The following is a 14212-nucleotide window of genomic DNA, read 5'->3' as shown; positions in this document are numbered from 1 at the left end:
AGCTTTCTTAGAACAACTGGCCTTGTATCATCTGGGGCAATTTCTTGGGCCTCTGTATGGAGATGCCGGTGCGTTCCTCCAACTGATCCATGAGAAAGGCCAGGGCGGGCGGGGCATGTAGTATCTCCTGCTGGTGCATGAAAAAGTAAACTGTGTGCAGGCCCTGTTCCAGCCACTGGTGAAGGCGCGTGGCCCAATCCTCCAGCCGGGTGTAATCAGTGGGGTGCAAGCCATGCCCATTAAACCGTATCATGGCCATTGGCGCCGTCAGGCGCATGTGTAGCACGTCTCTTCTGCCAGCCACGTCTGTGAGGACCGTGGCCATTTGCAGCTCCTCTAATAAGGTGAATGCCTCGTCTTGAGCCGAGCCTGGTCTAAACCAGTCTGGGTGCCGAAACTCCACGGCCAAGGGCACTTCTTTCGGGAATTGCTCTAAAAACCGGCGCAGAATGTCAAAGTCCTCTGGCCCGAAGAACGGCGGCAGCTGCAGAAAGGCCATGCCCAACTTATCCCCTAATTCTAAGATAGCCTCGCAGAAACGCTGCGTGGGCTCTCCGGCGTTCTGCAACAGTTGGTCATGACTTATGATCTGCGGCAGTTTGGGGCAGAAGGTAAACCCCTCAGGGACGGCCTGCTTCCATTTGTGCACCGTGGCCAGGTCTGGGATGCGGTAGTGCGTGGTGTTCATCTCCAGGGTGTTGAACTGCTGGCCATACCAATGCAACAGTTGGTTGTCTGGCGCACCGGCGGGGTAGTAAGAGCCCAGCCAGTCCTTGTTCACCCACGTAGGGCAACCCAGGTACAAAGACGGTTTGGTAGGGCGCTCAGACCGGGCCAAGACTCGCGCCGTGGCCACGTGATCTTTGGGAAGAAGAAAGGTTGTCTTGCTGATGTCTGGGAGCCGTCCGAAATCCATGAGATAAATATATGCCTTAAACGATATTCGGCTAAAAAAGGAGGACATTTAAGGGGCAAAATTCTAGGCTTGACTATTTTTTTTAGCGAAAAGCCATTTTTTTTTCTCGCTTTCTATTTTTCCAAGGAAGTGTTACGTGGTCAGCTTACCTGTTTGGCTAGCCAAAATTTAGCCATACGTTCTGTATGCCTACATTCTGGGGGTTTGAACTATTGAAATCTTGGCATACCATGTTTTATGAATAAAGTTATATTTATGAAATTTTATTTTGAACATTATAATAATTTTATATAATTTTAGAAAGTTGTTAAGGAGGGCAAAGGAGGTTGCTTTCAGGCTAGCAGTAGCATTGGAAAAAATAATTCCTAATTTTGTCCCCTCAGAATTGATGTTCCACCAACAAAACCAACAATGGGGATACAGAAAATTTACCATGCAATTGTCGTTCTTTTCATATCAATCATCACCTTTGCCCCAACTGCCTCTGCGCAGGAGATAGGCGAAACCCAAAAAGGCCTAGCCTCTTGGTACGGCGCCAAATACCACGGCCGGAAGACCAGCAGTGGTGAAGTCTACAACCGCCACAAGCTCACCGCCGCCCACAACGGCCTACCATTGGGAACAGTGGTGAAGGTGACCAATCTCTCCAACGGAGAAAGCGTAACGGTCAAGATCAATGACAGAGGCCCGTTCAGAGGTCGCCGCATCATTGACCTCTCTGAAGCCGCCGCCAAGAAAATCAACTATCGTAATGCGGGTCTAACCGAAGTGTCTGTAGAAGTGGTAGAATTGCCACAGTCGTACATGGCCAAACGCTCTAAGCCCGTGCCAGCGCCTACAGAAACCAAAGAAGTAGTAGCCGAAACCGTATTGGCGGCCAACACGGTCTCTTCTTACGTGATCCAAGCGGGTGCTTTTGGCAGCCTGGCCAATGCCCAGGCCCAACTAGACAAGCTTAAGAAAATCTACCAGCAGATGCCGGTTTCCTTGATGGAGGAGACGGTGAACGGTAAAAAAGTGCACCGTATAGTGGCTGGCAAGTTCCAGGACAAGACCACTGCAGAGCAGGCGCGCCAGGATCTGGTGAAGAAAGGCTTCTCTGGACTGGTGAAAGAAATGAAAGAGCCCGCCCAGGTGGTGAGTGCTATCTAAGAGTCCATTTGTGTTTACGAGTACCGCCAAGTTTGCTCTTGCAGGCTTGGCTTTTTTGTGTCTGGCGTTTTTGGCCTGCTTCCCAGAAAACAGGCCAAAAACGGAAAGCGCTGAATCTTATCAGGAATTTTTTGTTCTTTACACATGGACGCCACCCGCGCCGGCAATTAGCGTACAAGGGAGCTGTCTCATACCAAGGCGCCGCAAAGCGCGTTACAACCAAGAAGTATTTTGATTGAAAGGCATAGCATGAGTTCACTTTTTTCATACGGGGGCAGGCTGCTGGTTTTGGGAATGGTCTTGTCCATGGTTTTGCCCAACACCATTCAGGCGCAGATTATAGGCAAAGAGAAGAAAAAGATCTTCTTCTGGCAGCGCAACAAAGAGCTGGTGGACCTGTCGCCGGCAGACACCATGGCCGTTCTGGACTCCCTGGGCAAGCCCTCGCTGGCCGTGGCCACCAAAGACAGCCTAGCCGAAGAGGAGAAGAACAAGAAGTCTAAAAAGAAGAAGGCCTACTTTGGCTACCGGGTCAAGAAAGGGTTCGCCCGGCAGGGCAAAGGCAAGAACCAGATAGTGGAGACTTTCCATTACCTGCGTGAATTTCAGCAACCCAGCGCGTTCGCGCCTGAGAAGTATTACTATGATGTCAAGAAGCGCGATGTGCTGCGCACCTTCAACTTCACCTTAAAGCCAGCGCAAGCCAAGATTCTGCACGGCCCTTATACCCGCATGCGCGGCGATGTGGTCATTGAGCAGGGATATTTCTATGTGGGCACCAAGCACCTGCGCTGGGAAACCTTTAGAACGGACAGTACCCTGGCCAGCAAACTGCATTATGAGAAGGGCTTCCCCAGGGACGCCGTCATCTCTTATTATGACGCCGGTAAGACCAAGATCAAAGAGGTGATCCCGTACCAATACGGCGAGGTGCAGGGCCAGTACCTGAAATTCTATGAGAACGGCCAGCTGGAATGGCGCGGTACTTATGACAAAGGCAAAAAGGTGGGCACCTGGTCCCATTTCTATGATTACAGAGGCCGCCTGCAGCATGAGTTCCAGTACCCAGAGTCTGCCTACGACAAACCCGCTGAGCCTATCCTCACCAAGCACTATGACGCCTACGGGGTGCTGGTGTATGAAAAGAAAGACTAGCGGCTAAGTGTCGTTTTTGGCCTGCTTTCCAGAAATTAGGCCAAAAATGGGCTTTTAATGGAAGGCGTCCTCTATGTGCAGAACCTCTGGGTGGCTGTGGTGCCAGAAGATGGAGACCACGTCAAAGCGCACTTCGTGCTGCCAATCCAGTTCCTGTATCAGTTCCTCGGCGGCCAGAAACAGCATCTCCTGCTTTCTGCCGGACACCGCCTCTTCTGGGTTGCCATATTGACGACTGCTGCGGGTCTTTACCTCTATCAATACCAGAAATCGGTCTTTCTGCATGACCAAGTCTACTTCGGCACGTTTGTAGCGGTAGTTTCTGTGCAGGAGCGTGTAGCCTTGGGCCAATAAATAAGTTTCAGCGGTTTTTTCGCCCTGCTGGCCCAAGGTGGTGTTGGTGTTCATTTTTGGTTGCTCCTGGTTAAATGAGTAATTTGCAGAAATTCTACTGGACTGGTTTATACGGGGTAACCAAAAAATTGCCCAGCCCCGGCGCGTGAACAGAAGGTTTTACCCATTTCAAGCTGACGCTGTGATTCAAAACAAAGAAGTGCTTCTTCAAAAACTGGGGCTGATAGACTACCAACAAGCGTGGGACTACCAGGAACAGGTGTTTAAGGGCATACTGGATATAAAGGCGCAGAACCGTACGCTGCCCGAAGAGGAGCAACAGATCACCCCCAATTACCTCTTGTTTTGCCAACACCCGCATGTATACACGCTGGGGAAAAGCGGACATCTGGACCATCTATTATTAGATGAGCAGGGCTTAGCCGAGAAAGAGGCTACCTTTTACAAGATCAACCGGGGCGGCGATATTACGTACCACGGTCCGGGCCAGTTGGTGGCGTACCCGTTGCTGGACTTGGATAACTTCTTTACAGATATCCATAAGTACCTACGGCTTTTAGAAGAGGCCGTGATTCTGACCCTGGCAGACTTTGGTTTGAAGACTGGTAGAATTGAGGGTTTAACGGGCGTTTGGCTGGATTTTGAGGAGCAGAAGAACCCGCGTAAGATCTGTGCCATGGGCGTTAAGTGCAGCCGCTGGGTGACCATGCACGGCTTGGCCTTGAACGTGAACACAGATTTGACCTATTTCGGGAATATTGTGCCCTGCGGTATTTCTGACAAGGCTGTTACCTCCTTGCAACAAGAATTGGGACGGCCGGTAGTGATGCAGGAAGTAGAGGAAAGGCTCTTGGTGCATTTTCAAGAGCTATTTGACGCACATATAGTAGAGAAAGCACATGAAGAAAGATATTGAGTTCCATGCAGTAGAAGGCGTTTCGGTGGCCATTGCCCAAGAAGTGAACGAACTGGGCCAGGAAGAATGGAACGTCTTTTTTATCAATAACAACGATCTGTACCTGGACAATGTGATGGTGGCTTCCAAGGGCTACGGCGAGCATGAGGGCCAAGAGGTGAAAACATCTGTGCTCCGGCACATGTTTGAGCAAGTAGGACCCAAAAGCTCTGTGCAGATAGAGCCTATTGACCCGGCCTTATTTGGCATTACCAATGAGTACTGGGTGAGTTATTACATTGGGCAGACCATCTATGACAAGAAGTTTCTCTTTGTGCCGGGCTCAGTGGTAGAGGAAAACTTGATAGATATTTCTATATTGAACAAGCGGGGGGTGTTGCATTCCTAAGGGATACTGCATCTGCAGGCCGTGGCTTGCGTAATGATACTTTTTCACAGCTTTTTATACCTTTGTGACACCGCATGAAATTTGTTACCTACCTGCTTTCCTTTAGTTGGTCGTTTTTCATAGCCTTGTTCGCCATACCGTCTATTGTGTATGTGGCGCACTTGAAAAACATCCTTGACCAACCCAACCAGCGCACGGTGCACGTGTCGCTTACGCCTAGACTAGGGGGGCTTGGGGTATTTGCCGGTTTCATGTCGGCGCTAACCATCTTCGGTGATCTTAATAACGGGGTGCAGCAGCTGCTTGCAGGATGTATCATTCTGTTCTTCGGCGGCCTAAAGGATGACCTGGTGTCCATCTCGGCGTTTAAGAAGTTCTTTATGCAGGTGCTAGCCACGGGCGTGGTCATGTTCATGGCTGATATCAGAATTTCCAGCTTTCAGGGTATTTTCAACATCCATGAGTTGCCTATTGGCTTGAGCTATGCCTTTACCTTTTTCGCGATTGTGGGCATCACCAATGCCATTAACCTGATTGACGGCTTGGACGGCTTGGCAGGCACCATGGTGACCATCATTGTGGCCACGTTCGGTTTCTTTTTCTGGGCCTCGCATTACAGTGGTTTCTCTAACTACGCAGGGGTGGCGGTCTGTCTGATTGGCGGCTTGCTGGGCTTTTTGCGGTATAACTTCTATAAGGCGAGGATCTTTATGGGCGACACGGGCTCCTTGGTCTGTGGCTTCATTGTGTCTGTGCTGGCCATCCAATTCATAGAGATGCGGTATGTGCCTTCATCGCCATCAGTGGCGCTAGGAATTTTGTTTGTTCCTTTGTTTGACACCATTCGGGTTTCTGTTATTCGGGTATTAAAAGGACTTTCTCCTTTCGCGCCAGATAAGAACCACATACATCACCGCATTTTAGCCATGGGCTTTAGCCAGGTGACCACTGTGTTGATTCTAGCCTTGCTGAACATCTTGGTCACAGCCTTTGTGTTCTATTTCTCTTACTGGGGCAATTTGAACCTGTTGCTCTGCTTGTTGGGCTTCTCTTTGGTCTTAAGCTTTGTGCTGGGGCAAAACACCACCAAAGCTACCACTACTCCTACAGTGTAATCTATGCGGTTTTGGGGATTGCTCCTAGGCTTCTGGTTGATGTGGGGGGTGGCTTGGTCACAGGCTGTACCACTCAAGCCGCTCATCTCTTCTGACTGGCTTATTTACCAGCCGCAGAGCAACCAGCTCGTTCCTTATCTTCCAGAATTTCATGATGAACGGCAGGCGCTTTACCAATGGGTGAAACTTGATGCCTTTACCAGTCCGGTGGTTGAGTTTGCCGCCCGGCAGCAGTTATGTGTCTTCTTGGATAACAAGTTAGTGTTTGTGGCAGATTCTACGGCTAAGTACACCGTAGACCTTAGCAAATGGATGAAGCCCGGTCAGAAATATCTGTTATCTGTCTGGCATCCTTTGCAGCAACCCGACTACCATTCCTTTAAATTGCCAGAGGTGCAAGTCGCTCAAAGTAGTTTCCTGCCGCAAAAAGCTACTCAGTTTCTAACCAAGCCCTCCAGTTCACCGCGCAGTGTGCTCATCTTATTTATGGTGATTGTGGGCTTGATTTACGGAAGCCTGCGCATGACTTTCCCCACGGACTTCAGCAGTATTTTCAAGCTTTCTAATTTTGCCAAGGAGAAAACCTTGGAAGAGGGACTTTTGGCAAAGCCCATTGGCAACTGGTCCAGTATCCTGTTTGTGCTGGCTTTCTCGCTCTCCTTTGCCTTGTTGATAGTGGCCATTCATAGAGATATTGAGGATCTAGCCTTGTTGAACCAGCTTTTCACTGTGACGCAAGCAGACTTAATCTTAAAGATTATCCTCTACGCACTGTTGGTTTTCTCCTTTGTGGTCTTTAAGTATCTCTTTCTGCAATTGATGGGCTTCATCTTTGGGGTAACCGAAGTGGTACTTACGCAATACCGAGAGTTCTTGCGGACGCTATTGGCCCTGGGAGTATTTTTGCCGCTCATCTTGCTTCTGCATTTAGGGCTTTCTAAATCAGCGCCTTTGACCATCTATTGGATTGCGAATCTAAGTGTGGCTGTTTTGCTTATTTTTACAGTATTCAGGACTTTTCTTACAATCAGTAAAAAGTATTCGCTTCAAAATCTTCATTTATTTTCGTACATTTGCGCCACAGAAGTAATCCCTTTGATGATTTTGCTCAAATTGATTGTTTTTGTGTAGTAACAAGCGGAGTATAAGCGTCTTGTCACTAGAATCCTCAATCTAAAAGTCGTTTTAACTACTTTCTACAACATGGCTGACGGTAAAGAAAAGTTGGGTGCGGACAGACATTCGAAGAAGATTACCAGTATTCTGGTCACGCAACCAAAGCCGGCAAATGATAACTCCCCTTACTTAGGCATTGCTGAGAAGTATGGGATTAAAGTAGATTTTAGAGCTTTTATTGACATTGAGCCGGTTCCATTCAAAGAATTCAGAAAAGACAAGGTCAATATTCTAGAACATACGGCGGTTATCTTTACTAGCCGGAATGCGGTAGACCATTTCTTTAGAATCTGTGCTGAAGGCAAGATTGACGTGCCCGCAGAGATGAAGTACTTCTGTATTTCTGATCAAACGGCCTACTACCTGCAGAAATACATAGTGTTGCGCAAGCGCAAGCTATTTGTAGGGGGTAAAGTGGCTGCAGATTTGTTTGATGTATTGAAGAAGCACAAGACCGAGAAGTTCTTGTACCCTTGCTCTAACATCAGAAAAGAGGACATCCCGGAGTTCATGCGAGCGAATGGCTTTGATTTCTCTGAGGCCACCATGTACAAAACCGTAGCTTCTGATCTGTCAGACTTAGCTGAGGTGAAGTATGATTGCATTGCCTTCTTCAGTCCTTCAGGCATCCATTCTCTGTTTACAAACTTCCCCGACTTTGTGCAGGATGGAACGCGCATTGCCGCCTTTGGTCCCACTACGGCTCAGGCGGTGAGAGATGCCGGTTTAGAGCTGGACATTGTTGCCCCTATGCCTAATGCTCCTTCTATGACTGGGGCTATTGAGGTGTATATCCAGCAACATTCAGGCAAAAAATAATAGGTTTTGCTCTACCTTAGGGTATAATATACGTAGCTAAGCAAAAGCTTAGAAAATGAATATAAATTTTGGTCTTTATCCATCATTTTCATAGCTTTTGCCAAAAGGCACCTGTGCCCAACGTTTTCTATCTTCTGGTATGATGCCCAAAACTTTACGCTCCCTTTTAGTTTGTGCCTGTTTGCTGGTTGTCAAGCCTTTGGCAGCACAGCAACTTCCCCAGTTCAGTCACTATGCCTTTAATGGTCAATTTATTAGTCCTGGCTATTCAGGGATAAAAGGGCAGACTGAGTTTAATTTCTTATACCGTTACCAATGGTTGGGCTATGAGGGCTCTTTTGACGGCGGCGGTTCCCCTAAAACAGGCTTATTCTCTATCTCTACCCCTATTCCATCTTTGAAGAGCGGCGTGGGTTTGGTGGTGATGAAAGATGAGATTGGAGCCGTAGATGTTTTCCAAGCGCAACTTTCTTATGCCTACCATGTCACTTTAGGGAACGGGAATTTAGGAATAGGTGTTCAGGGGAACATAACTAACATGAGCAAAGGAAGTTACAGGCCCAATACGGAGTCAGATCCAAGGGTGCCCTTCCAGAGTTCAGACAGGAAATTGGATATGGGAGTTGGTTTATGGTACCAACAAGAAAAGTGGTACCTGGGGGCTGGACTTACTAATTTACTGGGTGCTACTTATGAGTTTGAGAACAGGGACCGCGGGGACGAGAGAAGCACAGTGACGGGTGAAAAGCATTTTATGGTTTCTGGAGGGTACACCGCTGAGGTGTCTAGCTCAGTTTCTGTAACGCCCACGGCCATTTTGAAACATGACTTGAGCGCGGGCGTATCGTCTGTGGAAGCTGGAGCACGGGCTACGTTCTATGATAAGTTCTGGGCAGGTGCCGGTTACAGGTTTGGCGAGGCCGCTACGGGTCTGTTAGGCGTTTACTTTTTAAAGGACAATGCGTTAAGCTTTGGATATGCATTTGATTATACCTTGGTAGATGCTGCTGCAAAAAGCGCTACTTCACATGAGGTAATGTTGGGCTATAGATTGCCAAAATCTAAGAATACTGCAAAACCTCCTATCAAGACACCTAGATATAACTTTTAGGAACAAAACAGGGTAGGGTGGTCAAATACCTGACACTATTATATTACTGGTTTCAAATACTAAGAATTCTCTTGGAACGTTAAAAAAAATATGTTCAAGAAAAATTAATAGTTTTATTTTTGAAACCGGTTATCTATATTTGCTTTCTTAAAATCCGAATACTCTTATTAGCGCGTTTTCTTTTCAATTTTCAAGTTATATGAATAAGGTTTTACAGTTTTCTGCCATTGCTTTGAGCGCCATTTTGACGGTGGGTTGCGGTATGGGAAGAAGCTCCGAAGGTGATCTGATTGGTGCAGAGGACCGTCCGGACTTTAATCCGCAAGAGGTGCCCTATGGAATGATTGCCTGCCCAGGCGGTACATTCCACATGGGACAGACTGACCAGGATATTGCTGCAAGTATGTCTAACCTGAACAAGCAGGTGACAATTGGTGGCTTTTACATGGATGAGACTGAGATTACCAATAATGAGTATCGTCAGTTTGTGGATGCCATCAAAACCGACTCTGCAGGTGCGCCTGGCTATGATGAGGACTATGTGATGACCAAGCTTTATCCAGATACTACTGTTTGGGTAAAAGACTTTAGTAACCACATGGGTGATCCATTGATGGAATACTATTACACGCACCCTGCCTTTGATGACTATCCGGTGGTGGGAGTAAGCTGGCATGGAGCCAAGCGTTTTAACGAGTGGCGTACCAAGCACAAAAACAACTACAACCTAGATAACGGTCAGGCGCCAATGCCTAACTTCCGTTTGCCGTCTGAGGCTGAGTGGGAGTATGCCGCCCGCGGTGGTCGTGATTTGGCGACGTATCCTTGGGGTGGTCCTTACCTGCGTAACTCTAAAGGTTGTATGCTAGCTAACTTTAAGCCAGGTCGTGGTGACTATTACAGCGATGGGTTTACTTATACAGCCCCAGTTGGCCAGTACTATCCAAACGACTTTGGTCTGTATGACATGTCTGGAAACGTGGCAGAGTGGTGTGAAGATGCTTATTCTGTAGCGTCTGTTCCATTGGTATGGGACTTGAATCCAACCTTCAGCAATGATACTATTAAAGAGAAAGTAGTGCGCGGTGGTTCTTGGAAAGACATTGCCCATTTCTTAGAAACAGGTGTTCGTAACTTTGAACACGAAGATTCAACCAGATCCTTTATTGGTTTCCGTAGTGCAATGATTTACATAGGTCGTTCTTCTGGCCGTGAGTTTGGCTTCGGGAATTAATCTAGACCCTTTATAATTGACGAGTAACAAATACAAAACTTAATAACTTTAAATCTGTCAAAAAAATGAGCAAATCAAAAGGTCACTGGTTCTGGGATGGTTTAATGCCCAAAATTTATGGTATTGGTGCCGCAATCGTAATCCTAGGTGCATTGTTTAAAATCTTGCACATTGGCCCAGCAGATATTATGCTAATGGTAGGATTGGGAACTGAGGCCGTTATCTTCTTCTTAAGTGCATTCCAACCAGCCGCTCATGAGCCAGCTTGGGAGCGTGTATATCCTCAATTGCGTGATGACTATGATGGTCCACTTCCTACGGTTGCCTCTAAGTCTAGCGAAGGTTCTTTAACTGGTGACTTAGATAAAATGCTGCGTGATGCTAACGTGACGCCTGCTACGATCAACACCTTAGGCCAAGGCTTGAACAGATTGAGCGAAACTGCTGCTCAGATGTCTGATTTGTCAGATGCTACTATCGCTACAAACGAATACACTTCTCGCGTAAGAACAGCTGCTACGTCATTAGACAAAATCAACGAAGCATACGGTGCGACGGTTGAAGCTGTTTCTCACATGGCAAAATCAACTACAGACACACAAGAATACCATATGCAAGTTCAGAACATCACCAAGAATTTGGGTGCATTGAACGCTGTGTATGAAATGGAGTTGCAAGACGCCAACAACCACTTGAAGTCAATGAACAAATTCTATGGTAGCTTGACTATGGCTATGGAGAATTTGACAGAAGCAAGCCGCGATACAGAGCAGTTCAAAACGGAGGTTACTAACTTAACTAAGAACCTTCACTCATTGAACAATGTGTATGGCAACATGCTTAACGCAATGAGAGGTTAATCTCTGCCAATCCTATTATTAAACCAATAGTTTAACTAAAAAACTAGACACAAGGATTATATGGCTGGAGGAAAAGAAACGCCACGGCAGAAAATGATCGGGATGATGTATCTCGTTCTTACTGCAATGTTGGCTTTGAACGTAAGCTCTGCAATTCTTCTAAAATTTCAGTTTATAGATGACAGTTTAACAACTGTGAACACTAAAACTAAAAGTGATAACGGAGGTATTGTAAACGGCATTAAAACAACCGTAGGTGAGTCTGGTAACAGACCAGCCGACGTTAGAGTAGTAGAAAACGCTACTGCTGTTAGAACCAAAACCAGTGAGATTATTGCTTACATGGATGGTTTACGCGAGCAACTTGTGAAAGAAGCTGGCGGAAAGAACGAAGAAACTGGTGGATACAACAATCCAGAGAACAATGAGCGTGTAAACATGCTTATGATTGGTGGACCAGGTAAGGGTGGTAAGGCATATGAGTTAGAGAAAAAGCTAAACGAATACGCCGCCTTCTTACGCCAGTACAATGAAAACGCTCCCGCTAAATTAGCGATGAGTGGTAAGGAAGACCCGCGTGTTCAAGGGAACAAGCAGCAAGTAAAGAAAGACTTTGCAGAAATCAACTTTGAGGAGACCCCTATTGTAGCTGCTTTGGCTACCATAGCACACATGGAATCTGAAGTATTGAAATACGAGTCAGAGACCCTTGCTAAATTGGCCCAAAAAGTGGGTGCAGATATCATCAAGTTTGAGAAGATATTTGCCATGGCGAGTGCTGAGTCTAAGACAGTAGCTGCTGGTACCAAGTACAAAGCAGAGATGTTCTTAGCGGCTTCTTCTGATGCGGTAACGCCTACAATGTCTGTAGACGGTAGACCAATCAAAGTACAGGCTGGTAAAGGTCAGATTGAATTTACGGCAAGCGCTGGTAACTATGATGCAGAAGGCAACGCTAAAAAGCAATGGACAGGCCAAGTGCGTTTCCGTCAGCCAAGCGGCCGTGATACCGTGTTTACAGTTAAGCAAGAATACGTTGTAGCCAAGCCTGTTATGCAAATTCAGTCTGCCGCTATTAACTCACTTTATTTTAACTGCGGTAACGAACTAAACATTCAAGTTCCAGCGTTAGGTGCTACATATGAGCCTTCGTTCTCAGCTTCTGGTGCAACTGTTGTAAAAGGAGCGAAGAAAGGTTTTGTAACGATCATTCCTAACGGAAGAACAGTGAAATTGAACGTGAGCAGCGGGGGTAACCTGATTGGTTCACAAGAGTTCACCGTGAAGACAGTTCCAAGACCACAGATTGCTGTATTGGCCAATGGTCGTCAGGTTGACCCAGTAAGAGGGATGGCAGCGCCAGGTCCAAGAATTTTGCAAGTGAATGCAGTGCCAGATGAAAGCTTTAAAAACTTGCTTCCTAAAGAAGCTCGTTATAGAGTAACCAACTACACAGTGTACCTAGTGCGCGGTAACCGCCCAGTAGATCAAGTACCTGGTAATGGCCCATCTGTAAACATTACTGGTCTTGCGTCTAAGGCGCGTCCGGGTGACCGTATCGCTATTGAGGTGAAGGAAGTTCGTAGAATGAACTACCGTGACCAGCAAGAAACGGTTCCGTCAAACGGAATGAGCATGACGTTTGCACTTAATTAATTAAGTTATTTTCCCTAGTACCATGAAAAAGTTAATTGTTTTGGGTTTAGCGGGTTTGTTGAGCTTACCAGTGGTATCTGTGGCTCAAAAAAGAACCACTACCACTAAAAAGAAGACAACTACTACTACAGCCAAATCATCTGCAGCTACTGCAGCTCAGGAGAAGGCTCGTCAGGAGGAGTTGGCAAGACAACAACAAGAGGCAGCTGCATCCCAGAGATCCCAACAATTACTGGCAAAATCTGACTCGGCAAATCCTTCGGCTAGACCAATTCCAGCATCAGATGTGATGTTCAAGAAAACAGTTTGGCGTTTGATAGACTTGCGTGAGAAGCAGAACAAGCCAATGTTCTCACCAGGGAAAGAAATCACTAAGCTTATTGTAGATGCAGTAAAGCGTGGTGAGTTACAGCCTTATGCCACTGACAGCTTAAACAGACCAATCACTCCTCAAGAGTTTTTGGCCGCAATCTCTCCTGACCAAGGTGGTGCCACCGCCTTAACTGAAGAAGAGAAAAAAGCTGGTTTTGGTACTGCTGACGTTGCCACTGATGATGGTTGGGGAGCTCCTGCAACTCCAGCCAAAGGTGGTAAAACTGCCGCTGCTGCTGCGCCAATGACTGCTTCTAATGAGCTTTTCGCGAACCAGTTGTATCAAATGGAATTGAAAGAGGATGTGATTTTTGATAAAAAGCGTTCACGCCTATATCATGACATTCAGGCTATCAGCATTACAGTTCCATCAAAGTACAATGCGCTTGGAATTGAGAAGCCTGCTGCTTCTTTCAAATACAGTGAGTTAGCTAAAGTATTCAAGGCGCATCCAGACGAGGCGCTTTGGTTCAACCAACAGAATGATGCCCAGCACAAGAACTTGTCAGATGCATTTGACCTATGGTTGTTTAGCTCTTACATCACCAAAGTATCTAACGTAGGTAACGAGCGCTTAGACGAGGTTTACGGTTCTGGCAAGAAAGGCCTTTTGGCTGCTCAGCAAGCCATGGAAGAACTGATTGAGTTTGAGTATAGCCTTTGGAGCTACTAATTAGCATACAGTATAATAAAAAAAGGAGATCAACTGGTCTCCTTTTTTTATGCTCTAATTGCAGAGTTTATTTATCATGATTCTTGTACACTTCTCTTCATCAACTATAACTTGATGCTTAGATGTCTTGATGAAAGAATGCGTTTTTGACCTAGTTTCTAAAAATTAGCCCAAAAACGACTGACTTAGTTACATAGTAGAACATGACGTTTCATTATATGAATGATGAGAGGTGATGTGAATACTATGCACTGAACTAATGAAGTCATTAGAGGTCCAGAGATATAGAATACGTAAAATCGTTTTTGACCTGTT

The 14212-nt window shown here is 46.4% G+C and carries 14 protein-coding genes; 12 read left to right on the top strand and 2 right to left on the bottom strand.

Annotated features, from left to right (window positions below; all coding sequences use genetic code 11):
• Positions 1–7 precede the first annotated feature (7 nt).
• Positions 8–916 (bottom strand): DUF72 domain-containing protein, encoded by a 909-nt coding sequence (locus TH61_RS04955; RefSeq protein WP_066506607.1) that lies wholly within the window; start codon positions 914–916, stop codon positions 8–10.
• A gap of 411 nt (positions 917–1327) precedes the next feature.
• Between TH61_RS04955 and TH61_RS04950 the strand changes: the two genes are divergently transcribed.
• Together TH61_RS04950 and TH61_RS04945 are read left to right on the top strand one after the other, a co-directional pair.
• Positions 1328–2068 carry a septal ring lytic transglycosylase RlpA family protein gene (locus TH61_RS04950; RefSeq protein WP_066506606.1) on the top strand — a complete coding sequence of 247 codons (741 nt, stop codon included), beginning with the start codon at positions 1328–1330 and terminating at the stop codon, positions 2066–2068.
• A 249-nt stretch (positions 2069–2317) separates the two neighbouring features.
• Positions 2318–3223, top strand: a complete 906-nt coding sequence (locus TH61_RS04945; protein ID WP_066506605.1) for a toxin-antitoxin system YwqK family antitoxin — start codon at positions 2318–2320, stop codon at positions 3221–3223.
• A gap of 54 nt (positions 3224–3277) precedes the next feature.
• On the opposite strand, the gene TH61_RS04940 is transcribed toward TH61_RS04945, so the two are convergent.
• Positions 3278–3631 (bottom strand): YraN family protein, encoded by a 354-nt coding sequence (locus TH61_RS04940; RefSeq protein ID WP_066506603.1) that lies wholly within the window; start codon positions 3629–3631, stop codon positions 3278–3280.
• 127 nt (positions 3632–3758) lie between these two features.
• Between TH61_RS04940 and lipB the strand changes: the two genes are divergently transcribed.
• From lipB to gldN, 10 genes are all read left to right on the top strand, one after another.
• Positions 3759–4493, top strand: coding sequence for a lipoyl(octanoyl) transferase LipB (gene lipB / locus TH61_RS04935; protein WP_066512535.1), 735 nt, complete (start codon positions 3759–3761; stop codon positions 4491–4493).
• Entirely contained in the window at positions 4477–4881 is a 405-nt protein-coding gene (locus TH61_RS04930) for a hypothetical protein (protein ID WP_066506601.1), read from the top strand. The genes lipB and TH61_RS04930 overlap by 17 nt, the downstream gene beginning before the upstream one ends.
• Positions 4882–4955: 74 nt before the next feature.
• Positions 4956–5996, top strand: a complete 1041-nt coding sequence (locus TH61_RS04925) for an MraY family glycosyltransferase (RefSeq protein WP_066506598.1) — start codon at positions 4956–4958, stop codon at positions 5994–5996.
• 3 nt (positions 5997–5999) lie between these two features.
• Positions 6000–7127, top strand: coding sequence for a DUF4271 domain-containing protein (locus TH61_RS04920; RefSeq protein WP_066506596.1), 1128 nt, complete (start codon positions 6000–6002; stop codon positions 7125–7127).
• 72 nt (positions 7128–7199) lie between these two features.
• On the top strand, positions 7200–7991 hold the full coding sequence (locus tag TH61_RS04915) for a uroporphyrinogen-III synthase (protein WP_066506595.1): 792 nt from the start codon (positions 7200–7202) through the stop codon (positions 7989–7991).
• Positions 7992–8130: 139 nt separating this feature from the next.
• Positions 8131–9102: a type IX secretion system membrane protein PorP/SprF gene (locus TH61_RS04910; RefSeq protein ID WP_369796925.1), complete on the top strand. Its 972-nt coding sequence runs from the start codon at positions 8131–8133 to the stop codon at positions 9100–9102.
• A 199-nt stretch (positions 9103–9301) separates the two neighbouring features.
• A complete protein-coding gene (locus TH61_RS04905) occupies positions 9302–10336 on the top strand; it encodes an SUMF1/EgtB/PvdO family nonheme iron enzyme (RefSeq protein WP_066506588.1) in 1035 nt (344 codons plus the stop codon).
• 65 nt (positions 10337–10401) lie between these two features.
• Positions 10402–11196 carry a gliding motility protein GldL gene (gene gldL / locus TH61_RS04900; protein WP_066506585.1) on the top strand — a complete coding sequence of 265 codons (795 nt, stop codon included), beginning with the start codon at positions 10402–10404 and terminating at the stop codon, positions 11194–11196.
• 60 nt (positions 11197–11256) lie between these two features.
• Positions 11257–12852 carry a gliding motility protein GldM gene (gldM, locus tag TH61_RS04895; protein ID WP_066506582.1) on the top strand — a complete coding sequence of 532 codons (1596 nt, stop codon included), beginning with the start codon at positions 11257–11259 and terminating at the stop codon, positions 12850–12852.
• 22 nt (positions 12853–12874) lie between these two features.
• Positions 12875–13897: a gliding motility protein GldN gene (gene gldN, locus TH61_RS04890; protein ID WP_082780298.1), complete on the top strand. Its 1023-nt coding sequence runs from the start codon at positions 12875–12877 to the stop codon at positions 13895–13897.
• Positions 13898–14212 lie beyond the last annotated feature (315 nt).

The sequence above is a fragment of the Rufibacter sp. DG15C genome, assembly GCF_001577755.1.
Lineage (GTDB): Bacteria > Bacteroidota > Bacteroidia > Cytophagales > Hymenobacteraceae > Nibribacter.
This window is presented reverse-complemented; position numbering and strand designations above follow the sequence as displayed.